Here is a 22,001-nt window from a genome sequence, read left to right as displayed (position 1 = left end):
CTGCGATGGTTGATAAGGAATTTACTAGACCTTTGCGTAAAGAGCTTTATAAAAGGCTGCCACAAAGCAGCGAATATGTACCTTCAAGGCGCATAGAAGGAGCTTTAGAAGTAAGTGAAGACACTGTTGCACACGAGTTTGGGACAATAATTGTTGACTCTGAAGTGGGCAATGATGCTGCTGGACTGATCTGCGATGCATTATACGCTTTTTTATCAACTGATAAGTTTTTTAAGAAAACAAAATACCGCCTTTTTATTTGGTCGAAGAAAGAGCTTGTGTTAGTCAAAGCAATCAGATCAGCTGTTTCTGTTTCAGTGAAGGGGCTTAGAACTAATTTGGACAGTATGGCTATTGAAGAAGCTGAAAGCGGAGACGGCATCAATTTTGCTGAAATATATAAGCCTCATAAAAAGGCTGGGCAAGCGTTCTTGATTACGACAGAAGATAAAGTCAATGAACTTGCGCAGACTGGAGGCCTAATAATAAATAATCTGGTTATTCTATATCCTGGAAAAGATGAAAGTGTGCAAAAGATTTGTGGAAGAAGAATTCCGTGTATTCCAATGGATGTATAATTTGTATGATTTGCTCGAAAAGCCCTGAAGCTAAAAATATAAGTTTGTGTTATCATATACCTATCATTTTAGGGGAGTAAAAAGAGTTTTGAGCAGTTGTATTATCTATTATTCCAAGCACCATGAGAATACAAAGAAGCTTGTTGATGCCATTAAGGCAGAACATCCAGAGGTTGATCTTATTGATGTGACGCAGAAGCGCGAGCAGGATCTTCATGGATATGATGTGATTGGTTTTGCCAGCGGTATTTACTATGGAGAGTTCGCTGAGCAGGTTTTAAACTTCGCCCGGGTAAACCTTCCACCACAGAAAAAGGTCTTTTTCATGGCCACTTGTGGGAATCCGATGAAGAGCTATTTCAAGGGAATAAGCAAAATCGCGGCTGATAAGCAGTGTGTGGAGGTTGGAAAGTATCTTTGTAAGGGATTTGATACCTTTGGACCATTCAAGCTGGTAGGTGGAATTCAGAAGGGACATCCTACTGATGAGGAGATGAAGAGCGCTGTAGAGTTTTACAATAGTATTGTTTAATAGAGAGCATAAGTGTGGGCGGTGCGTGTGAACGTACCGCCCATTGTTAGTTAGATCTGGTGGTCTATTACCCACTTTAAAAGATCTTCATATTCTTTTTTACTTGCTGCGATATCGAGGATTATCTCATAAAGCTCTTTCTGCGTGTATTGGAGCTCAATTCCGTTAAGTGCCAGGAAAACGAGCATGGTATGAGCGCCAATTCTTTTGTTTCCATCTTCCATGCAGTGGTTCTTGATGAGCCCATATCCTAATCGGGCAGCTTTTTCCTGGATGGTAGGGTACAGCTCTTTTCCATCAAAGGTCTGAAATGGATTTTCGAGAGCTGAGTCCAAGAGGTCATAATTCAAGACCTTGTCACTGCCTCCAGTCTGCTCGACGAGCTGCTTGTGCATCATGAGTATCTGTTTCTGAGTAAGCCTTTTCACTTTGCCAGCACCTCATAAGCTTCTTTGTTTTGTGCCATAAGTTTCTGAGATATGGCAAGAACATCTTCGTCAGAGGCTTCGCTATTCTCATCTGTCTTCCTTATGTCTGTAATGAGGAAGCAAGGAGTATTATTCTTGAGAATAAGCGCTGCGCCTTTCTCTTCAACAAGTTTAGCTACTTTTGAAAAATTACGATTGGCTTCTGTGATGGAAACCATGATACTTGTATCTACTGTCATGGGGAGTACCTCTCTTTCTATGATTAAATTATATATAAATAGTAGGTATAATTCAACCTACTATTATTTGACAATGCTTCGAATATGTTCAATACAAACATTAAGCCGTAGCTCTTCTAAAGGGCTACGGCGTTGTTTTAGGGAGGAGCCACCTGAAGGGGGATTCAAGTGGCGTGTGTTATGAAAAAGTTGTTTTCTTATGAGGGGGTCAAGAGGTTTTGTTCCTCTTGATGTATTTATCTTATAGCTTATACTTAAAACCAGATTAAAAATCATATTAACAATTTGTAAAGAAGGAAAATAGATGAGGTTTAAGAGTATTTTATGCGTATTTGCTACGGTGTTGATGGTTTCAGCCTGTGGCAATACAAATGTTTCAAATGATAATGAGGCTGCTGATTCAGAGTCTGCCCAGTCAGAAGTTAGCGAGGCAAATGAAGAGGGAAGCCAGCGAGGCACCTGAAAATTCAGTTTCAACTGAGGTGTCCGATGATGAGTTAAAGGAGTTTACAGCTCTTTTCAATACAGCAGAGTACAACGGCTTTCTGACGGAATCCTTCAACTCGCCGGAAGAAATTAACTGGGATAGTGTCCTGGAGTTCGGCGCAGGCCTGCCTGTAGAGGGTATTAGCGAGGAAGAGATTAGCGATTATTTGGAAGTAACCAACCAGGATGAACTTTATGGAGATCTTTTTGTAATAAGGAAGAAAGACTTTGAGGACTATGTAGTTACGCACACTGGATTGAGCAGTATTCCGACAGCTGCGCTTACATGGGATTATGTTGATAAACATGACTCGTATTATAAGACTCACTGGGCAGCCTATCAGTCCACCTACACATGTGTATCCGGAGAAAAGAACGGCGACCACTATACGCTGAGGTTCAGGGTTAATTCCGAGGACCTTCCGGGATCTAATGCGGGAAAAAACTATGGCAAATGGGCTGACAGAGTTCTCACGCTTACAAAAACCGATGAAAATGCGATGGTAGAGTCAAATGCTATCCAGTGGGATGATTATTCCGATGAGGAGCAGTCCTTTGAAGTAGAACTTCCGCAGATCGATGGCCCCGTGCGATTTATTACATACTCTGCAAACCCTGATGAATCGGACATTACTCTGGTCAAAGATGGAAAGTATCTGATGGATCTATATACCTCGGTCTATACGGATGATGGCAATGGTTATTTGAACAAGATCCTTGCAATCGGGTTTCTGGATCTAAACTGTGATGGCATGAAGGATGTTGCCATCGTGGGGAACTCAGATTTTGGCAAGCATGTACTGCTATATGAGGCTGTAGCTACAAAGTACTTATTTGAGTACTTCGCAGATCTGGATGAAGCTAAGATGTCGGAGATTGGGGCAGAGTTCACTATACCAAGCCTTAAGGCAGCACTTCTTGGGGGTAATTCCGATGGTACTTTTGCAAGTTATAAGGAGCTATACGCTCAGCTTGCAAAGGTCTACCATGTAGCACGAGACGGTTACAAGTATGACCTTATTTATGCAGATGATGACGATATTCCCGAGCTTGTAATCGATGTTCCTGGTTATGGGGCATCTCTTTATGCTTACGAGAATAGAAAGGCGCATTGCCTGATGAATGATTGGGCCTATGGGGCCATGGGCAATGCGGGATATTCGTACATCCCTGGAACAGGAATTTATTACAACGGAAATGCTGATCATGCCGGTGCTATATACTATGAGTCATACATGTCCAAGCGTGAAGAGGGAGAGCTTGCCACAGATTATTGGGTAAAGCACATTAACTTTAATGATCTTGATGGCGATGGCTGGCCTTCAGAAGAGGAATTAGAAGCTTCCGGGGAATACGTCGGATCTTCAGAGTATTATAACGAAACGGACAAAGAAATGACCGAAAATGAGATAAAAGCAGTAATTGATATCTATGACAGTTATGAGATGAAGGAAATTAGCGGCGTTATGGAGTATGAGGAATTGCTTTCTGCTCTTGGAAAATGATATATTTTAGCATTAAAATGCCGGTCTCCAAGCTAATGATGGAGACTGGCACGATTTTTCTGTATTCAGTTTAGCGTGATTTCACAGGAATGAGCACGAGATCCTTTGTTCCGAAGAACAGGCTGTTTCTGATCATGCCAATCCTATAAAGATTTAATACGTGGAACATCGCGCAGAATATTGCCATCGGGCCAAAAGAGCTGATGAGTTCTTCTACTGTGGGCGGATACCCGCGATGTCTGGTGTAATTTCCAACGTATTCAGCGATTCTCGCTTCTAATCTACCCATAAATCTAAATCCCCCGTAGTTTTATGACGTTGTTTTTATGATACGCTTGCATTGTTTCCAGATTGTGGTTAAAAGATAAAAACATTATAAACAAAGTCAAGACGTTATTTCTTTTTCCCCGGATGATAAAATAAAAAGGAATCTATTGGTGGGGGAGAGTAACGATGAATCAGATTGATAAAGAAGTAAACTTGATCAGTTCAGATTGCCAGTTTGACGGCATGGAGGCAAAAGAAATTGCTATGCCTGATTATGATGACCAGCCATATGGCGATGATAACGTATTGGTTAGGGCATCAAAAAGAAGAGCGTTTCTGGCATCAGCATCGAGGTTTTAACTAAGAAGCAAATGATTATTGTTATACCGGAGAGCATCGTGGCTCTCCGGTGTTTTTATTTGTGAGCATATTTAGGATGTTCTATCACTGTTAGTGTGTTAAATAGTAAGCTCTGTCTTAATATGTGTGATCTGCTGTTCCGATAGGCCGGTCAAGTAAACGCCAACTATATCATGGTCTTTAGACAGCGCAAAAATGAGATGACCTGATTTGATATACCTTTCAGCAAAGACATCAGATATTTTCAGTGCTGCACCATTGTTGTAGACTTTTAAAACAAAGGTTTTGCATTCACAGGAATCAGGACCATCGATGCAGATGAGTCCTTCTTCACAGGGCGGACAATCTAGCTGTTCATCTATTATTTCATAATGATTGCACAGGGTAAGTGTAAAGCGCTTTAACGCATGTGTCTTTGGGTGGACAGATAGCTCAAACATATCGGAGTCTTGGAAGTTGAACTCCATAAAGTGATTATTTAATTCTTCAGAAGAAAACTCAATAATAGCAGGAAAGTATTCTTCACAAATAAATGTAGATTGAGCCTTCTTAGTAGTATCGATTCTAAAATTCATTGCTGGACCTCCTAATTTGATAAGCCTGTGAATTTAGCGTGTTTTATAACAGAGTTGTCACCTGGCTTTCGAGGCTTTGAGAAAATAAATTCCCAGTTACCAGAATATATCTTTTTCTCATATGCAACTCCGTTTTTAACAGATGACCCAAGAGCACGCCAGTAGTCATATAGAATAAACTGGGTATAAAGCTTGGGATTCGTGGTCTTTAGTTTTGGATTGTCTTTTATAGAGAGAAGCGCTTCGTGCATATGCTTTGTGGCGTTGTTATGTGTCCACATTTCTCCTTGTGGTGTATCCACATTAAATGAGCGAGGAAGATCTGTTCCGCCATAATTATCTTGTGTCGGGTGAATGTGCTCCCAGACAATTGAAGTGTTCCAGTTTTTTGCACCTGTCGTTCCCTGAAAATGACCGCTGATAGACTTACTCATCACTTTTCCTCCTTGCGAATGCTTCGCTAGTCTTGCTTGGAAAAGCAATAATTGTAATTCCTTGTTTATTAAGCGTTTCAAAGAACGGGTAATTAGCTGAGCCATAGACTATAATAGTACTAGGAGCTATGGCTTCGACCATTTTGTTAAGCCCCATTTCAAAGGTGGCTCTAACAGACAGAGACTTAAGATTGCTGGCTACAGTACCAATAGCGACAGTGCTGTGTTTTGGAATTCCATCGAAACAATAACTCCAGGTTTCTTCTGTGCCCCAACGGACATTGTTGATTACTGGTATTCCCTGTTGAGAAATCCAATATCCCAAAGCACGCATGCGATAAGTGTTGTATCTTTTAATGGGGTCAGGAAAATCAGCATTTGTTGAAAAGTCAGGAGTGATAATTCCAGAGAAATGGCTGATTATTTCCAAGGCCTTGTCAGGATACGTCCATATGCTACTTTGTTTGCCATCAAACTTCTGATCGTCGATGTAGAAATGAATAAAAGCATCGTACATAAATGATGGATTTCCTTTTTTCATTTCTTTTTTGCACAGGGCTTTGGCATCCTCGTATGAAATTAATTGTACTGGTGGTTTTTGTGCTGTGCAAGGACAGGTTGGGATATCAGACATGAAAGAGAACGTTGCTTCTTTTACCATAAAAGCGTTCCACATGTCAAAACATCCATTTCGTGGAGATTGGTTAGTGCTCTCAATATTCAGTTGTTCTTTTTTTATTTCCATACGTTGTCACCTCCTTGGAAACTTTTGCAGCAATTTGCTTGCTATACCTGAATTATGGATGACGGCAACTAAGTAAAAAATTGCTCTAGAAGATCAAGGTATATGTATTGATAAAGAGATATGAGAAGAGCAAGATGCTTTGATCATCGTAAAAATGAATTTAACGATAGTTAAACATCTTATACGATGGATAAAGAGTGGTATAATTAACGTTATAGATTGGAGGATAAATATAGGGAAGATGAATGAATTTGAAATAATGATTGGGAAAAACATAAAAGAAGTAAGAACACAGAAAGGACTCTCACAAGAAGTATTGGCAAAGAAATGCGGATTTTCTAATACTACGCTCAGCTCGTATGAGAATTCCAGAAAGATTCCAAGTTTGACAACAATAGCTACTATTGCAAAGCAGCTTGGAGTATCTATTGAACGATTGTATTACGGCGATGAGAATAGTGCTTTTATTATTTCTGAGCCTGATGAAGGCAAAAAAATAGTAAATGCAGTATATTTTTTGTGGAAAGCAAGAGTGATTTTCTACTACGAAAACTATATTCCTGGAATGTATTCGACAGATTTTTCCAAAGGCGATGATAAGGCGGGAATATTCCTACAACTGGTAAGGCATACAACCCCTATAAAGAGGTTAATTAATTCTCTTAATGAGTTTCAACGCAATTTAGGGACATATCCGGAGCCTGAGAAATATTTGGAGATGCTCTTTTCGTCAGTAGCTGCCGAGATAAATCTTGAGATTAAAAATGAAAAAGCAGCGGAAGAACAGCAAAGAGCCAAACAGAAAGCGGCTGCAGAGAAGCAAGCAACGATTAACGCGACTAAGAAGGCTCTCAAGCACTCTGGAAACTGAACGATAATAGGAAAACAGAAAAATGGGTCTAACAGAGATCAGTAAATATATAGCGCTTATACTCAGGCACAAGCCTGAAGCAATAGGAATTACACTTGATGAACACGGCTGGGCAAATGTCGACGAGCTCATAGTGGGTATTTCAAAGGATCATGATTTCAACATGGAAATGCTTGAAGAGATTGTCAGAACTGACAACAAGCAGAGATACTCTTTTAATGAAGATAAAACTCTGATCAGGGCTAACCAGGGACATTCCATCCCAGTAGATGTAGAGCTTGAGAAAGCAACTCCACCGGACATCTTATATCATGGTAGTGCAGTAAAATTTGAGGAATCCATAGATAGAGAAGGCCTTATTCCGAAATCCAGGCTGTATGTGCATCTTTCTAAAGACTATGACACTGCTGTCACTGTTGGCTCTCGCCATGGCAAGCCTGTCATCTATAAGGTCAAAGCGGGAGAGATGACAAAAGATGGTTATGAATTCTTCCTGTCAGCAAATAAAGTCTGGCTGACAAAAAGTGTACCGGTGAAGTATCTTGAAAAGATCTGAGTAAGGGGAAAGGCTGATATGGGGATTAAGACAGAGGATATGGTAAAAAATCTACCGCCGAAAGAAATGACTGAAGGCGTAGATTGGATGGGGGTTCTGGATTCATTTGATCCAGCTGCTTTGAGCGAGCATTATTTGAATGAGTGCGCAAGACGTAATCCTTATTATACCTGCTATGGATGGGATACTCCGGCGATGCCTGTAGAGGAGAGAATTCAACACTCCGAATATCATGCCAGGTTCGATCGCCAGGACCTTGAAATGTATGTAGAGCGGATAAAGGCTGAAGGTCTTACCCCTTCTCTTTATAAAAATGCCAGAATGACCCTGATAAAAGCTATTGGTTCTAAAGGTGCTCATTTTTACAATCAAAAAGAGTATGAAGCACTGGGCGAGTTTGGCCACAAAAAGCAGGAGAAGGAATACAAACAGTTCGATGAGGAATGGAAGAGGCGGCTGGCAAAAAAGGAAGAAGAGGAAGATGAGCCGTATCTGTATGACTATGTAGCCTCTGTCCACGAGAAGATTGTACGTATCAGGAAGGGGATTAAAGCGTCAGATGGCAAGCCTATGACACAGAGGGATTTTGCCAAGTTCCTCGAATATCCGATTAACAAATATACAGAGGCTGAGAAGGTAGAAAAATGGTATTCCCGAAGCGAAGAAGAGGAGTCGCCTGTGGAAGATCTGCTTCTGGAGCGGCTGATCTTCAGATGCCATGCCAATCCTTATTGGTTGTACGATTCTGAGTGTGAATCAACTTATGGAAACGAAGATCCTAATGCTGATGCTGTGCTTGATGGAGATGAGCCCTGCATTTATGCAACTCCCGATGTGATCCTTCGCTGGATTAAGGAAGGCAAGCCCCGAGATACTGTTTGGATAGATGGAATCACATAAAGTGGTTTTACGCCTGATAGGAGCGCGATGAAGAATTTACCTGCAACTACTACAAAATCTGAGATCAAAATAAAAGAGAATCCCAAGGCTGAAGCTATTAAGAAAGCTCCAGACGAAGTCATTGCCATGGCAATACGGGATGCTATGTTAAAGGAGAAGGAAAAGAAATGAAAACAATCATTGTCTATTATTCACTTGAGGGAAATACTGAATCTGTTGCAAATACTATTTCAAGCAAGCTTTCTGCAGATGTATTAAAGCTTGTTCCAAAGAAAGCCTATTCAGATAAAGGCTTTTCAAAGTTCTTTTGGGGTGGCAAGAGCGCTGTAATGGCAGAGACACCTGAACTTGAGCCATATAATGTAGACCTTTCAGAATATGATCAGGTAGTAATTGGATTCCCTGTATGGGCTGGAACCTTTACTCCGCCTATCAGGACTTTTGTAAAAGAGAACAAGGCAGCACTTAGCGGAAAGAGAATATCTGCTTTTGCATGCCAGAGCGGAGCCGGTGCTGAAAAAGCTTTTGCAAAACTTCGAGACTTCATCGGAATAGATGAGTTCTATGCCAACATCATTCTTATCGATCCTAAGACTAAACCATCAGAGCAAAATGACCTTACCATTAACACATTTTGCAAGAAGCTTCAAAACAATTAAAAATCGTTAAAAGATTTTGGCTTTCAGGGTGGAATTATTCACTTTTGAATTCTGAAAACGCAATACAGAGCTTTTTGAAAAGATATTTATTTTGAGGTGTTCAATACCTATGTTTGAAATAGATATAAACAAATATAGAAAATATGCTACTGCAAGCGGAACTTATGAGTATGATGGCAGGGAATATATATTAGAGTTTCCGGTGAACCCAGAAACATACAGAAGACCGTTTTGGCCATCATTCTGGGACAAGTTTGATGCAAAGCGGGTTTTCATAGACATTTATTATCTGGATGAGCATGCTAACTGGGCGGATGCAGAAAAAAAGGCGGAAGCTTACTTACAGGATCATCTTGATGAATTGCTGGAAAAAAGCGCAACAAGGATATACGAAGATTATTCTTCCAAGGGGTTTACAAGCTACTATAAGGATTATAGAGGCATCTGGAGATACGATAGAGAGGATAAAGGGCCAAGGATATACTGGCGCCTTACGGATGACAATTATCAGGAAAGGTATATGTCACTACGAAGGAAACTGTCAGTACCCGGAGGCAGGAGGCGCTATATGTTTTCAAAGTTCCTTAAGGTCATTATTGACGACCTTAATGTAACAGACTTTGATACTGCGCTTGAGATGTTTGAGCATGACCCGGACCGGTTTTCATTTCCTCCTGTCGATACGACCTATTTTGCAGGCTATGATATGAATGATCCGATCATTACGATATCTAAGCCTGATATTGTAAGGCAGACAGGCAACAAAAACACCAAGACCTTTGACTTTATAAATGTTGAGATCCTATTAAGGAGTACCCTCACATTTACTGACTTTGATGAGTTTATCAGGGAAAACCTTTACGACTTCAACAAGAGAGTTCTTGAAGCAATAGGCGAAGACAGGCGGTACCAGCGTTTTGGAGTGCCAACAGAATTTCTGTCTCTTTACAGCATTTCAAAGCATGCAAGAACCGGGCTGAGGTTCAGCTATGAGATAAAACGTATCTGAGTGGAGGGCGTAGGAACATCTGTTCGTATGCGTATAATTTAAGTTATATTTGAAAGTGCGGCTGCCAGATGGTAGAATATAGGTATAGACGTTTAAATCGAGGTATTTATCATGGAAAAGCCAGTTGCCAAGACCAATTCAGAAAAGCTGTATGCTGTATTAGCGGAGCTCCCGGAGTTCACCAACAATTTCTTTTACTTTGGATCTGCCAACAGATCTGTACTTACAAAGTTGAATTATGCGCTGGATCTTAAGTATTTCTTTGAGTATGCAGTCAATTTCTATAGTTACTTCCCTGATAAATCGGTAAAAGAGCTATCACTAGATGATCTTAAGATGATCACAGCTGTGGATATAGATAACTTTGTAAGCTGGATGACTGAAAACCAGCATCTCAAAGACAAAACTCTGGCCAGACGCAGGACTTCTATATCTGTGCTTTTTGAGTATCTTATTAATACGGAAAGAAAGCTCGAATATAATCCGGTTTCAGGTTCATCATCAATTAATATTGATCTGCCGGAGACTGTAACATATCTGACCTTTGATGAGCAGAACGTACTTCTGGATTGCATTAAGAATGGAACCGGTCTGACCCCAAAACAACAGGCTTATCATGAAAAATATAAAGAACGTGACCTGGCGATTGTATTTCTTTTCCTCGATACCGGACTTAGAGTTTCCGAGCTGCAGGCTCTTGATGTGGATGACGTGGTGATCTTCGAGAATCCTTATCACCCAGAGAAAAACGAGTGCTATGTTAATGCCCTTAGAAAAGGTCACAAAAGAAGCAACAACACCAGTAAGGTTTATTTTTCCGATGAATCCAAAGATTATCTTAGGGCATACCTGGATTCACGTGAGATAAAAGGTGAGAAGTTCAAGGAAGGCACTCCTCTCTTTATTACTCTGGAGGGCACTAGGCTCTCCATCCGTGAGATTCAGCAGATGCTGAAAAAGTACGTCAAAGCATCCCTGAACCGCAGCGATATCAGCGTTCACAAGCTCCGCTCCAGCTTCGCCATGGAGTTTTATAAGCATGAAAAAAATATCCTGGTCCTTCAGCAGCGCATGGGCCATAAGTCTATGGCTGCTACAAACATCTATGCCAGAGCCAGCGACAAAGAAGAAGCGGTTAAAGAGTCGAGGAACTGGAGGAACAAATAAGAATTAGTTAGCCAGTCCGGAATTATATACCTTTATGATATGCTCTATTCTTCGTCGTTCTTTCTTACTAATTCCGTCTGGATATTCTCCGGTTTTAATAACATTATCAATCATGTGGATAAATTCATATGAATAATGATTATTTATATCAATCATGAATTTAACAAAATCACTTGCTTCTTCTAAAACCAAAATCGTACCTCCCCAATTATTAAGCGCCACATCAGCAATATACTAAATTCTTAGGCAATCTTGAGATTGCTTTTAAAGATTATTGAATGTCTAACGAAACCTGTTTTCGACTAACTCTTGAATCAACAAAATCCGCAGCAATGATTGTAACATAGCACACGTCTTCCAGACTGTCGTCATAGCTTACACCGAAAATAATATCATTATCTTCACCGGAAAAGCTTCTTATAGATTCACAGATATCTGACGCGTCTGTAAGTGTTATGTCACCAAACACCGCACAAATCCACCTTGTTGCTGTACGGATATCCGGAGCATGAGAACATGAATCCAAAGCCATGCGCACTGCATCATCGGCCTTATTATCACCGACTCCATAACCATTTCCTATTTGAATAATGCCCGCTTTTCTTAGGAAATTACGGAAATCCTCAATGTCGATGTTTATCACATTTGGAACATTCATCATGAGAACAATCTGCTGTATCGATCCAATTATGGTCCTCTCGGCAGAATACTTTTTGCTTATGCATTGTTTCCTGGAATAATACTCTACTGTTTTATCCCTATAAAAAATGTTCAGAGCATCAATACCACAAGAAATAGCTTCAGTACAAGCTCTGTCCTCATCTTTATTTGGAAAAAAAGATTTTGTTCCCATACCCAATACAAGAATACCCTTTTCTTTGGCGCTTGCAGCAATATATGCCAGTCCCTCATTATCTTCGGCGGAATCAAAAACGATAATAATCATTTCTGCCCCATTGAAATTATCAGGGTTCCACATCTGATTTAGTCTAAGAACAATCTTCCCAGAATTTACAAAAACAGTGTCAACGTCGACTAGATCATCCTGTTGTATCTTATCTGTTATCTTCTTACCTACTTCCCCAAAACCAACCACTAATATTTTAGTGGTCGTAAAACCCACGTCTAATATCATCGCATTCTCCCTGATTATAATAGATTCCCATGAATACATATTACAAAACGGAAAAGACATATTATGTCCAGCCTTAGAAGTCACAATTTATGTCGTGCCTAAAGCAGAACTCTCTTATCCACTGCCACTCTTCTTCTGAGCACTCAGTATTAAATCTGTGATAGGCTTGAGTAAGCTCTTGTTCATAGATTTCAAGAGTAATGAAGGGCTCATATATGTTCTCTTCTCTTCTTAGGAACATAATGGTTGTATCATTTTCGATATAAGCCTCAAGATAGGTCATGAGGCAATTACTCATGTAGATAGATTCTTTGCAAAAATCATTTATTGTCTGAGGATACCGGATAACATAGCCATCATAGCGTTCCTGCCATTTGTAATCTCTTTTTCTATTAGACCTTCGAATATCCTTATCCAGGTCCTTTCTATAAGAAGTCAGATAATGAAGAAGTTCTGAAATCTTTGAAGGATCCAACTTGGGCAGATATGCTGTGTAGAATGGATCAACCTTTACAAGCGCTTTAGCTCTTTCATTAAGCGTTTTCTGCGCTGTCTCAGAATACATAAATCTCAAAAACTGTGCATGGATCCAGATGTTGGTAAGCTTTGGCTTCTTCGATAAGAATAGCCTATATATTTCTGGATTAGTCAGATTTCCTTTTTTCAGTCGCAAAAGATACTCGCATTGGGCATCGTTTAAAGGATCTTTGAAGATATCAGGATACTGGTTATTCAACTGTTTTAGATATTCCCGGTATTCTTTGTTTGCCAGTAACTCGGCGCCGTACTCAGTATTCACTGCTCTGATGACTCGCATGGGAACATGATCATAGATTTCCGATGGATTAGTCGCCAAAAGATTGATTTCATGGGCTTCGGGAACTCTCACGGCCAACTCATCAACGCCGGACTTATACAGAAGCTCTTTGATTGTGTTCTGAGTCATGCAGTGGTGGATATGATCTAAAAGACGCATCTCGTGAGTGTAATATCTTTTTAAGTGCCACTGCGGGTGTGCTTCTGAATAGTACTTGTATATATGATCAAAGTCGGCAGAGCTAAAGCGCAGTGGATACTCACTTTTCAGGCATTTCTTCTCAAACTGTTCCTCTTCTTCTGGACTCCAAGATAATCCTTCATGAAATGTAAATCTAGAGACATTAAATATCTTGTCTTCTGGATCAATTATCTCCACAAGAAACAGGTCAATGTAAGGTTCTATCGTTATAAACGTAAGCAGTGCTACTCTCTCATTGATTCTTCTTGCTTCTGCAGTGGCTTTCAGGATATCTTGTTCACTCAATTTTGGAGCGATCCAGGTGTTTTCTCTTGATAGTACATCTAACATACTCTTTTCCTCATGCCACAAAACGCTCATTTAAGTCTATATGTATTAGTTTTATTGTCAAAATAGACACTTTTGTAAGATTCATCTCGAACAATCTGGTTTGCATAGAAAGCTTTAATATCATCCAAATCACGCTGTATTGTGCGTTTACTAACCTGGAATTCAGTTGCAAGTGATTGAAGATTAATCTGTTTCCCGCTCCTCAGATACTCGTTTATACATAATAGTCTCGCGGCTTTTTCTGTTGACTTTGGCATGATTAAACTCCTCTTTTTATACTAAAATTCTTCGTCCTACCCAAAACTTTTTCCAAAAATCATCTACTTGCGACGACTCACGCAGCCCTGTTTTGCACCACAAAGCAAAATGTTCACAATTGTTGAATGCCAGGCTGTATTCATCCTCTCCAAGTCGAATATAGGCACGATCTACAGTTTCTTTTGCAGAATACAGATGATATCCTTTCAGATGCCTTAGCATCGCCTTGAGCTCTGGAAAAATTTGAAAGGTACTGCGGAAGTTAAGGGTTCCATTTTGTGAAAAGAGATTTATGCTTTTATGGATAGGATCGGAGCCATCCTCAGGAAAACTCAAAACTTCATAACAAGTATCTGGTCCGAGAAATTCTGAAAAGTCAGCCTTATGAATAGTACATATCCATCTGCTTTTATCATCCGCTGTAGTATCCATTCCGTAATGAATAACTTTACCGTATCCTATGTACACGGCATAATGTGAGTAAACACCGCCAATTCTTTGAACTGCAATGATGTCACCCTTTTTACATCCCTTCCATGGCTTTACAAATCGATCAAAGGCTTCCGTCATATCCTGAACACTACCCCAAGCAAGCCTGATATCCTCTGGATTTAATATCCGCGCATGACTTGTTATAATGTTTTGCTCTAACTTCCAACCTTTATCACTTTGTAAGGTGTCCCACATTATTTCATTGTCCATGACTTTTATTGGAATGTTGCTCAGAACCATCTATAGTACTCCTTCCCACAATTAAATTATTAGCTTATGTTGTTTCAGTGGTAAGGCAAATATATCATCAATCCAAGACGTATAATGTCCAGGTGAAAAAATATAATACAGATATGAAAAACAACAGCCTAATATCACAAAAAATAAGTAATACTCTGAGCGAAAAGCCAGCTTCCGAGTTTACTATCTCCCGGAATGACTATGCCAGCGAGACAAATTCTTCGGAGATCATAAATCAGGCATACAAAAAAGCCTCTGATCTGTTTGATTCAGAATCAGAGACTTCAATTGTTTCTTTTACTTTGAATTATTACATGCAGCATATAGATGAAGCAATCGAGCTTTATACAGACGGTATGGATGACTATCAAGCCATAGCAAAACTGCTTCAAGCATATTCTAAAATAAATCTGTTTATGCGCGAGAGCAACGATTCTTTTGAATCTACGTTGGCAAAAGAATTGTTGGATAACCATGATTATTACAGGCTTTTTCCAATTAGTTACTACAAAGAACTATATCATACATCAGGTCTTGATACAGCTTTGGAAGAACTTACACATGATGTAAATATCCGGGCTTTTACATATTATAATTCCGCTCACAATACTTATGTGGAGTATCTCCCTGGTTTAACAGAAATTATTGGGCCATTACTGTCGGAGGACGTAGAAGAAACGAAAAAAACCGATTAATTATACATTGAAAGCATGTCTTCCAATATTTGTTTAAATTCCTCTCTCATCTCTTTAGGGCGAACAATCTCTATAGAACGTCCCTGGCTCAAAAGCCACATAATGATACCTTTGCCATATACTTCCGCCTCTATCAAACTAGATTCCCCGTCTTCAGAAACGACCTTTGCGGTTGGTAATCTATCCAATATTGCTTCTAAACTTCGTCCAGTATACTTAAACTGAAGACGCATTAGCTTACCCGGAAACATGAACTGAACTTTTTTTCTAAACTCACCCTCTTCAAACCGATTGGAATATATGATAGCAAACTTCTCTCCTATCTCGCGGTAATTATTTATTCTATCTATGCGGAAAATGGCAGGATAATCATACTTCTTTATATACTCTCCATCATCATTTTTCTCTACAATAAAAGCATTAAGATAGAAATAATACTCAGAAAAAATGATAGCAAGTGGTTGAATGATACGAGTTACCACTTCTTTTGATGCAATCTGCTTTGCATAAGTTATTTCGAGAAGATTTGTCTGCTTTATCTCTTCTCCTAATGCCCAAAGCTTATCTTTAACAGTAGATTTATGATGAAGCTCTACATAATGGTATTTCTCGTTAGAAACAAGATCTGAGACTAGTTTTATGTTCTTTTGTGGTACACAACCCGATATAAGCTTATCAAGGATGACGCTGATTTCCTTTTTTGTAAAAGCCCTACTCTCGAGCAAAATTTTACTAACCGCAAGTATCTCGTCATTTGACATAAGAGATCCATCAGAACCAGTCATGACAAAACCTTCTTTAGAGCGGCCATAAACTATTTCGCGTATACCCTTTGATTCGCCAGCATGGTCAGCAAGATATTCGCGTATACCATTTAGATCGCGCTGAATAGAACGCTCATCAACACCGAATCGAAGAGCTTCTTCATGTTTATTAAGAACTTTACCCTCACATAAGCGAACATACATGTCTAAAGTCCTTAAATTCTTTGATTCTTTATCCATATTTCTTACAACCCCTTTAGCTAACGCTTACCCCAAAAACCTTAAAATAAGCAAAACGATAATACCTATAATAGAAACCATATTCAAATATAATCCCCATTGCGTTATTTTGCTTATTCTATCTAGTCTTTCATCATTTTTATCATGTATATTATTAACTGTGTCACAAATCTCTTCTGTCTTCTTTTGTAATTCTTCTATCCTTGTAGACGCATCTTGTCTTGCCTCAAGTTCAGCAACATTACTTTTTATATCGTTCAGCGTCACTATGATGCTTGAAAACTTTTCACTTTCTAACTCTTCTAATTTTAATAATATTGACTTAACACTAGTCTCATTTTCCGATATAACACATGTTTGGATCGACTTTATTATCTCTGATGCAGACTCATTGCTTTCACTTATTCCATTTAACTTAGTTAAAATGCTTGCTATATCTTCTGCTTTTATAACATCTTTTAAAGTCTTAATGTTAGCAATAATGTCAGTTTCAGAAGCACTTATTCCTTTAATTGTGCTATCTAAGGTATCCAAATTTGTTTTTATGTCTATAATATCTTTAGGAGTCAAAGTACTTTCAAGCTTCTGAACCTTTTCAAGAATACTTTCATTTTTATCACTAATTCCTTTCATTTTTGCTTTAAAATCAGTGACATCTTCAGGTTTTAAAGTATTCTTAATGAATTGTATTTCATTTGCTGTTTGTTCTTCTGATGCCTTTATATCTTTAATATTCTGCCAGCTCTCGTTATTTGTCCTTATGATATCTGGGATATTCTTCAATTGCCCTAGTTCTTCAGCATTTTCTTTCAAAGCTTTTACAGAATCTTGAAAATTTGCGTTATCTATATTCTCTGCTATTGCACTCCTAACCGCACTATCAACTTCTTGAAGGAATGACTCTTCACTCTTTTTTGCATCTTGTTTTATCTTTTGAACCATGTTTTCAACCGAATCATTCATGCTAAAATCTCCTTCATTAGTACAGTATTACTAATCGTTCTTGTCCATTTATCTTGTAAGCTGGTTAATTCGCGAATATTGTCCTCGTATTTACATACTAGTAAGCCTTCATCTGAATCAACCGAAAAACTATCTATCTGCTTGCAAATATTACTTAGTGCTGCATTTTTAATATCGTTAAATTTTCCAATAAGAAGATTATAGTTTTTCAGGTTTTCCTGTCGGCATTTCTCAATCTGTTGATCAATATAATTCGAAATCTCCTCTGCATCTCTTTTGCTAACTTTTGTGTTGTGAATAAAACGGATTATGCTCTCAAAATGATCACGTTGAGCCTTAATCCTTTTTTTAAAATCATTAAAAGGAAAAGACCCCATTCCAATATAGCGAATCTCACTTTTTTCATTTTCTATGTATACACAGATTGGATGAGTATTATCATAATCAAGATCAGACACTATGATTCTTTTAATCTTTTCAATTAGCAAAACATAATAGGTAGCTATTTTATCCTCAAATTTACTAACATCATCCGGATCTGTACATAATGACTCTATCGCATCAAGCTCATCTTTTGAATTATCATCTCCATAATTCTTAACGAGTACTTCTGATGCAAATTTAATCCATTCATGCCTATAAGATAGATTTCGAATTTGACTTGATAAATCAGAAAGATACTGTAAAACTTCATTTTCGAAGAACAATTCTTCAAATGTCTTTTTAAACTCAATTTTATTAATATGCTTTCGCGCTAAATTTAATTTTTCTATTTTTATCTCTTTTTCTAAAGCATTCCCACGTATTTCAGAAATTATTTTCTCATAGGTTTTTATTTGCATGATAAATAGATTAACTATTTCATTGTCTATTTTCTTTAATTGTTGTTTAATCCCATCATTTGCAATGCGTTCAATAAAGTTCCCCCTAAAAACTTCAGCAGATTGATATCTCTTAAATATTTCATCATTTTTATAGCCAGCTTGCATTTTTAGAATATCTATAACATAGAAATTATCTTTGCTAAATCCATATTCTATAATATCGTTGTAATAATAATCGCATATTCTTTCTAATTCCCTTAAATCGCTGGTCCCATAATCTTTGCTCCAAATATTACACACGAAGAATACAGTATTTTTATCCCTATTTGAGTCATCATATATTGAAGAGATGTCAATTATAAACTTTCTTTTTTTTCTATCCTTCCCGTTTTTATCTATTCGTATCATAACTAGCAGATTGCTAACGTTCTTTCTTATATATCTTTCCGTAATTGCATCATGTTCACCACTCACTGAGCCCAAACCAGGAGTATCAATGATATCAGAATAGTTTAAAAAACCTTTGTTTAAATAATAAGTTATCTGGCTAGCATATAAATAGCACTTAGGTGTTTCTGTAAAGACATTTTCTCCTTCTTTGCCCGAACCACCATATTTAATCCATGTTTTTTCATTTAATTCTTCTTTTGTATCCCCAAAGTTACACTCACCTTTTATCACTACATCATAGATAAAATTTACGTTTTCAGGGAAGTTGAAAACTTCATTATGCGACCATCCTCCATTTTCTTCTAGCTTATTAAAACTTATATTCGTACCAATCTCGGAACTTATGCTCTCTAGCAAAGATAAAAACTTTAGTATTTCATAGCTAGCATTCTTTTCAATAGTTTTGGTTTCCGCACCAAGTCTCTGTTTCACGTTTTTCTGACTAACATATGATATTATCAACGTACAATTTGTTAACGATTGATTATTTATGGACTTAATAATTTCTTTATATTCTTCTACATTACATAGTTTTATATTTGCATTGGGTTTTGGCATGTCAACATGGTCTCTTGCTCCCTCTGTAAGTTGCATACCATGTCTTAATACATCATTCTTTTTAACAAGGATTCGATCTGACTTATTCTGTAATACTATATATTTACTTTTTCCTTGATACCTATACTTTACAATTCTTTTTTCATCATCAACTGCTGTTACAATTGCTTTTTTTTCTCCCCTATAATAATCTGCAAATTGCTTTTCATATTCCACATCTAACAATTTCCACTGAAATAAATCTGGAGATTTTTTATACTCCACGACAACCCTTTCTGGATTCCCGTATTTTACAGACGTGAGAATGGCAGTGTTATGCTTACCAGATGTTCGTAATTGCCTATTTCCTTCCATGGATAATATCCAATTAATAAATGATGTTTTACCAGATGAAAAGTTTCCGACAAAGGCAACTTGTGGTTTCTCATCCAACCTTGTAATACAGTTACTAACAGTCAATTTAAATGCATCATCTTCCGAGCATTGACTATCTTTCAAAACGTTTAAGCTTTCGCTGAATAAATTTTGAATTCCTCCATACTTGAATGCAATATCAGCAGCCCAATCACCCACATTAGCCTTATGAAAAATTTCTTCCGCAATTTCACTCTTACAATCTATTGAATATCTATAATAATCTGCTTCTAATTTCTTAAGGACAGCTTCACACTCCTGCCCTAAATCATATAGTTTCTTTAAACTCTTTTTTATAGACTGTACACTCCACCATATGTACATTTTTTGGAACAAATCACTATCGTTATTAGCAAGGCTTGCTAATACGCTTTCCAGCGAATTTATTCTACTTTCAATTTGGAATGAAATATGCTTTACCATTACATATTTTTCTATCAAGCTCATGTATCGCTTGATATGCTGTGCAAAACTGCTCTCAGTAGTTATCCCTACAGGGAATCCAGATATTTCACTTTTTTCGCGTATAATACTAGGAATATCATGGACATCATGTACTTCTTTTAACATTTTTGTAGGGCACACCATTATAATAAACAAACATTTCGTATTAGCCTTTTTATATAACAGCTTTGATTTATCGTCACTAGAAATATCATTTTCATCACAAATTATTAAGCTATAATCGTTCTTGTTGCCATAAATATGATTTCTATAAAAGGCAGTATTTTTAGATGATCGTCCCATTTTTGCCATGAGACGATCATCTATTCCATAATTCAAACGATCATATCCAATACCAATCTTAGTTCTTGTCCAATCAGCAAAGTCCTGATTCTGTTCAACCTCAGCTACTAATGATTCATATTCTGTCAATCCGTCAATCATAAAACAATGTATTCCTTTTCAACAGCTGTCTCTATTTCAGAAAGGTCCTTCCCTAACAATGTGTAATATGTATCAAAAATATTCTCAGATTTTTTATTTAAATTTTGTTTTAATACAGAAACAAATTCGTCTACTGTAGAAAACAGTTGGGTAGTACACTTTTCTAGAATATCCGCATAATACTTACGTATTGAAGCCTCCCCCATTATATTTTGTGATACGCTGTCTTCCTCACCCTCAGATTTGATCATTGATATTAGCTCTTCTATTTTTTTCCTAACAGTAGCTTGGAGTGTTTCTTCATCAAATGTCTTTGAGGCAATTTGTTTTACTTTCCTTTCCAATTCTGCCATGCTCTCATTAGCTACACTTTGAATATCATTCATGATATTGTCTATTGTTTCTAATTCATCAACATCTCTTCTAAACTTCTCTACCAACTCATCGCTAGTGTATTTAAGTCCTTCTATCTTATCGATGATTTGATACAATTCTTCTAATACCTTTTCTCTAATAGCACCCAATCTTCTCTTATAATTATCTAATACCGTTTTGGTTATTACAGAGTAATCTTTCATAACACGCTGTACATATTCATTCAAAATATGCTTACGCAATCCATCTACGTCATCGTAAGACATATCTCCTACACACTCTTCAATACTAATCAAATTCCATTTAGTATATAGATCTTGTGAATACATGTTCAATTCAGAACTAACGCTCTTTATCTTTACGCTATTAGCAGAGTGAAAACTATCTACACTTGTAATATAGCTTTCAATTTTAGCTCTAACTTCATCTGCTTGTCCCTTCACATTTAGATACTCTGATTTAACAGCATCCAAATAGAACTCATAGATTTTATCCACTTGTTGTCCTTTTACTTGTTCACCAACCGTCGCAACACATGCCTGGATTTTCCCAATTACTTCTTCTATTGTCTCCAGACCTAAATCTTTGCTTTCCCCAACATTATAGATACCAACAATATTTAGCATAGAGAATTCCTTTATTGCATTTTTCCTAACCTTTTCAATATTCTCTTTTGTCGGGGTCAGCATATCCCATTTATCAACTATAACAAATGCTTTTTTATTAAATCTGCCAACTAACCTTAACGCATTAACCAATTGTAACGGAGCCATTCTGAGCGCAGCGGTATGCACCACGATGTAATCCGCCAAAAGTAAATCATATACCTCCACCTCAGTCTGCGAAGTTGCATACCCTTCAACAATAAAACTTGATTCAGATTCTAATGCCGAACAAGCCTTTGCCTTAAGCTTTTCTTCATTGCTAATAGCAACAATTCTTACGCTTGATGAATCCTCATAATTCAGAAAAGCATTAATTCTGCTGACTAGCTTATCAGACAGAATATTCCTATTTTCTAACAAAACATCTCTTTTATCACTCAT

The 22,001-nt window shown here is 37.7% G+C and carries 28 protein-coding genes; 13 read left to right on the top strand and 15 right to left on the bottom strand.

The features are described 5' to 3' along the window. Nucleotides 1–5 precede the first annotated feature (5 nt). The gene (locus G613_RS0110755) at nucleotides 6–578 is read left to right on the top strand and encodes a hypothetical protein (protein ID WP_029232638.1); all 573 of its coding nucleotides are present in this window, start codon (nucleotides 6–8) and stop codon (nucleotides 576–578) included. 88 nt (nucleotides 579–666) lie between these two features. Beyond that, nucleotides 667–1,110, top strand: a complete 444-nt coding sequence (locus tag G613_RS0110750; RefSeq protein WP_029232637.1) for a flavodoxin family protein — start codon at nucleotides 667–669, stop codon at nucleotides 1,108–1,110. Between the two features lie 50 nt (nucleotides 1,111–1,160). Here G613_RS0110750 and G613_RS0110745 read toward each other — a convergent pair whose 3' ends face one another. After that, nucleotides 1,161–1,538 (bottom strand): type II toxin-antitoxin system death-on-curing family toxin, encoded by a 378-nt coding sequence (locus tag G613_RS0110745; protein ID WP_029232636.1) that lies wholly within the window; start codon nucleotides 1,536–1,538, stop codon nucleotides 1,161–1,163. After that, complete coding sequence (locus G613_RS0110740) at nucleotides 1,535–1,777, bottom strand: type II toxin-antitoxin system Phd/YefM family antitoxin (RefSeq protein ID WP_029232635.1); 243 nt, start codon at nucleotides 1,775–1,777, stop codon at nucleotides 1,535–1,537. Before G613_RS0110740 ends, G613_RS0110745 begins: the two co-directional genes overlap by 4 nt. A gap of 304 nt (nucleotides 1,778–2,081) precedes the next feature. On the opposite strand from G613_RS0110740, the gene G613_RS19510 reads away from it, so the two are divergent. Then, the gene (locus tag G613_RS19510; protein WP_155828074.1) at nucleotides 2,082–2,240 is read left to right on the top strand and encodes a hypothetical protein; all 159 of its coding nucleotides are present in this window, start codon (nucleotides 2,082–2,084) and stop codon (nucleotides 2,238–2,240) included. Further along, complete coding sequence (locus G613_RS0110730) at nucleotides 2,212–3,768, top strand: hypothetical protein (RefSeq protein WP_029232634.1); 1,557 nt, start codon at nucleotides 2,212–2,214, stop codon at nucleotides 3,766–3,768. Before G613_RS19510 ends, G613_RS0110730 begins: the two co-directional genes overlap by 29 nt. A 70-nt stretch (nucleotides 3,769–3,838) precedes the next feature. Here the strand turns inward: G613_RS0110730 and G613_RS0110725 are convergent, their stop codons facing one another. Further along, nucleotides 3,839–4,057, bottom strand: a complete 219-nt coding sequence (locus tag G613_RS0110725) for a hypothetical protein (RefSeq protein WP_029232633.1) — start codon at nucleotides 4,055–4,057, stop codon at nucleotides 3,839–3,841. A 164-nt stretch (nucleotides 4,058–4,221) separates the two neighbouring features. Here G613_RS0110725 and G613_RS19505 point away from each other — a divergent pair, with 164 nt between their 5' ends. Continuing rightward, nucleotides 4,222–4,395 carry a hypothetical protein gene (locus G613_RS19505; protein WP_155828073.1) on the top strand — a complete coding sequence of 58 codons (174 nt, stop codon included), beginning with the start codon at nucleotides 4,222–4,224 and terminating at the stop codon, nucleotides 4,393–4,395. Nucleotides 4,396–4,493: 98 nt separating this feature from the next. Here G613_RS19505 and G613_RS0110715 read toward each other — a convergent pair whose 3' ends face one another. Genes G613_RS0110715 through G613_RS0110705 form a run of 3 tightly spaced genes read right to left on the bottom strand, consistent with a single transcriptional unit; the run spans nucleotide 4,494 to nucleotide 6,149 of the window. Continuing rightward, a complete protein-coding gene (locus G613_RS0110715; protein WP_029232632.1) occupies nucleotides 4,494–4,970 on the bottom strand; it encodes a hypothetical protein in 477 nt (158 codons plus the stop codon). A gap of 11 nt (nucleotides 4,971–4,981) precedes the next feature. Next, the gene (locus G613_RS0110710; protein WP_029232631.1) at nucleotides 4,982–5,404 is read right to left on the bottom strand and encodes a hypothetical protein; all 423 of its coding nucleotides are present in this window, start codon (nucleotides 5,402–5,404) and stop codon (nucleotides 4,982–4,984) included. After that, on the bottom strand, nucleotides 5,397–6,149 hold the full coding sequence (locus G613_RS0110705; protein ID WP_029232630.1) for a DUF4417 domain-containing protein: 753 nt from the start codon (nucleotides 6,147–6,149) through the stop codon (nucleotides 5,397–5,399). Before G613_RS0110705 ends, G613_RS0110710 begins: the two co-directional genes overlap by 8 nt. A gap of 139 nt (nucleotides 6,150–6,288) precedes the next feature. Here G613_RS0110705 and G613_RS18685 point away from each other — a divergent pair, with 139 nt between their 5' ends. The 7 genes from G613_RS18685 to G613_RS0110670 all read left to right on the top strand — a co-directional run bounded on the left by G613_RS18685 (nucleotide 6,289) and on the right by G613_RS0110670 (nucleotide 11,311). Beyond that, nucleotides 6,289–7,020 carry a helix-turn-helix domain-containing protein gene (locus tag G613_RS18685; protein ID WP_029232629.1) on the top strand — a complete coding sequence of 244 codons (732 nt, stop codon included), beginning with the start codon at nucleotides 6,289–6,291 and terminating at the stop codon, nucleotides 7,018–7,020. Nucleotides 7,021–7,042: 22 nt separating this feature from the next. Beyond that, nucleotides 7,043–7,576: an RNA 2'-phosphotransferase gene (locus tag G613_RS0110695; RefSeq protein ID WP_029232628.1), complete on the top strand. Its 534-nt coding sequence runs from the start codon at nucleotides 7,043–7,045 to the stop codon at nucleotides 7,574–7,576. An 18-nt stretch (nucleotides 7,577–7,594) separates the two neighbouring features. Continuing rightward, nucleotides 7,595–8,476, top strand: coding sequence for a hypothetical protein (locus G613_RS0110690; protein WP_029232627.1), 882 nt, complete (start codon nucleotides 7,595–7,597; stop codon nucleotides 8,474–8,476). Between the two features lie 27 nt (nucleotides 8,477–8,503). Then, nucleotides 8,504–8,647, top strand: coding sequence for a hypothetical protein (locus tag G613_RS19500; protein WP_155828072.1), 144 nt, complete (start codon nucleotides 8,504–8,506; stop codon nucleotides 8,645–8,647). Then, entirely contained in the window at nucleotides 8,644–9,135 is a 492-nt protein-coding gene (locus G613_RS0110680) for a flavodoxin family protein (RefSeq protein ID WP_029232626.1), read from the top strand. Before G613_RS19500 ends, G613_RS0110680 begins: the two co-directional genes overlap by 4 nt. A 109-nt stretch (nucleotides 9,136–9,244) precedes the next feature. Then, on the top strand, nucleotides 9,245–10,144 hold the full coding sequence (locus G613_RS0110675) for a hypothetical protein (protein ID WP_029232625.1): 900 nt from the start codon (nucleotides 9,245–9,247) through the stop codon (nucleotides 10,142–10,144). Nucleotides 10,145–10,255: 111 nt separating this feature from the next. Next, the gene (locus G613_RS0110670) at nucleotides 10,256–11,311 is read left to right on the top strand and encodes a tyrosine-type recombinase/integrase (protein WP_029232624.1); all 1,056 of its coding nucleotides are present in this window, start codon (nucleotides 10,256–10,258) and stop codon (nucleotides 11,309–11,311) included. A 3-nt stretch (nucleotides 11,312–11,314) separates the two neighbouring features. On the opposite strand, the gene G613_RS0110665 is transcribed toward G613_RS0110670, so the two are convergent. The 5 genes from G613_RS0110665 to G613_RS0110645 form a co-directional block, all read right to left on the bottom strand. Further along, nucleotides 11,315–11,503: a hypothetical protein gene (locus G613_RS0110665; protein WP_029232623.1), complete on the bottom strand. Its 189-nt coding sequence runs from the start codon at nucleotides 11,501–11,503 to the stop codon at nucleotides 11,315–11,317. 79 nt (nucleotides 11,504–11,582) lie between these two features. Beyond that, the gene (locus tag G613_RS0110660) at nucleotides 11,583–12,446 is read right to left on the bottom strand and encodes a hypothetical protein (RefSeq protein ID WP_029232622.1); all 864 of its coding nucleotides are present in this window, start codon (nucleotides 12,444–12,446) and stop codon (nucleotides 11,583–11,585) included. Nucleotides 12,447–12,519: 73 nt separating this feature from the next. Next, a complete protein-coding gene (locus tag G613_RS0110655; RefSeq protein WP_029232621.1) occupies nucleotides 12,520–13,794 on the bottom strand; it encodes a PcfJ domain-containing protein in 1,275 nt (424 codons plus the stop codon). Nucleotides 13,795–13,820: 26 nt separating this feature from the next. Then, nucleotides 13,821–14,051, bottom strand: a complete 231-nt coding sequence (locus G613_RS20125; RefSeq protein WP_029232620.1) for an HTH domain-containing protein — start codon at nucleotides 14,049–14,051, stop codon at nucleotides 13,821–13,823. Nucleotides 14,052–14,067: 16 nt separating this feature from the next. Then, entirely contained in the window at nucleotides 14,068–14,784 is a 717-nt protein-coding gene (locus G613_RS0110645) for a lecithin retinol acyltransferase family protein (RefSeq protein WP_029232619.1), read from the bottom strand. Between the two features lie 92 nt (nucleotides 14,785–14,876). Between G613_RS0110645 and G613_RS0110640 the strand changes: the two genes are divergently transcribed. Continuing rightward, nucleotides 14,877–15,479, top strand: a complete 603-nt coding sequence (locus tag G613_RS0110640; protein WP_155828070.1) for a hypothetical protein — start codon at nucleotides 14,877–14,879, stop codon at nucleotides 15,477–15,479. Here the strand turns inward: G613_RS0110640 and G613_RS0110635 are convergent. Genes G613_RS0110635 through G613_RS0110620 form a run of 4 tightly spaced genes read right to left on the bottom strand, consistent with a single transcriptional unit; the run spans nucleotide 15,476 to nucleotide 22,001 of the window. After that, a complete protein-coding gene (locus G613_RS0110635; protein WP_029232617.1) occupies nucleotides 15,476–16,483 on the bottom strand; it encodes a helix-turn-helix transcriptional regulator in 1,008 nt (335 codons plus the stop codon). The genes G613_RS0110640 and G613_RS0110635 overlap by 4 nt on opposite strands. A gap of 27 nt (nucleotides 16,484–16,510) precedes the next feature. Further along, a complete protein-coding gene (locus G613_RS0110630; protein ID WP_029232616.1) occupies nucleotides 16,511–17,446 on the bottom strand; it encodes a hypothetical protein in 936 nt (311 codons plus the stop codon). Continuing rightward, a complete protein-coding gene (locus G613_RS0110625) occupies nucleotides 17,443–20,580 on the bottom strand; it encodes a hypothetical protein (RefSeq protein WP_029232615.1) in 3,138 nt (1,045 codons plus the stop codon). The genes G613_RS0110630 and G613_RS0110625 overlap by 4 nt, the downstream gene beginning before the upstream one ends. Next, complete coding sequence (locus tag G613_RS0110620) at nucleotides 20,577–22,001, bottom strand: hypothetical protein (RefSeq protein WP_029232614.1); 1,425 nt, start codon at nucleotides 21,999–22,001, stop codon at nucleotides 20,577–20,579. The genes G613_RS0110625 and G613_RS0110620 overlap by 4 nt, the downstream gene beginning before the upstream one ends.

Source organism: Butyrivibrio sp. VCB2006, from assembly GCF_000420945.1.
Taxonomy (GTDB): domain Bacteria; phylum Bacillota; class Clostridia; order Lachnospirales; family Lachnospiraceae; genus Butyrivibrio.
Note: the sequence above shows the minus strand (reverse complement) of the source record. Positions and strands in the feature narration are given on the sequence as shown.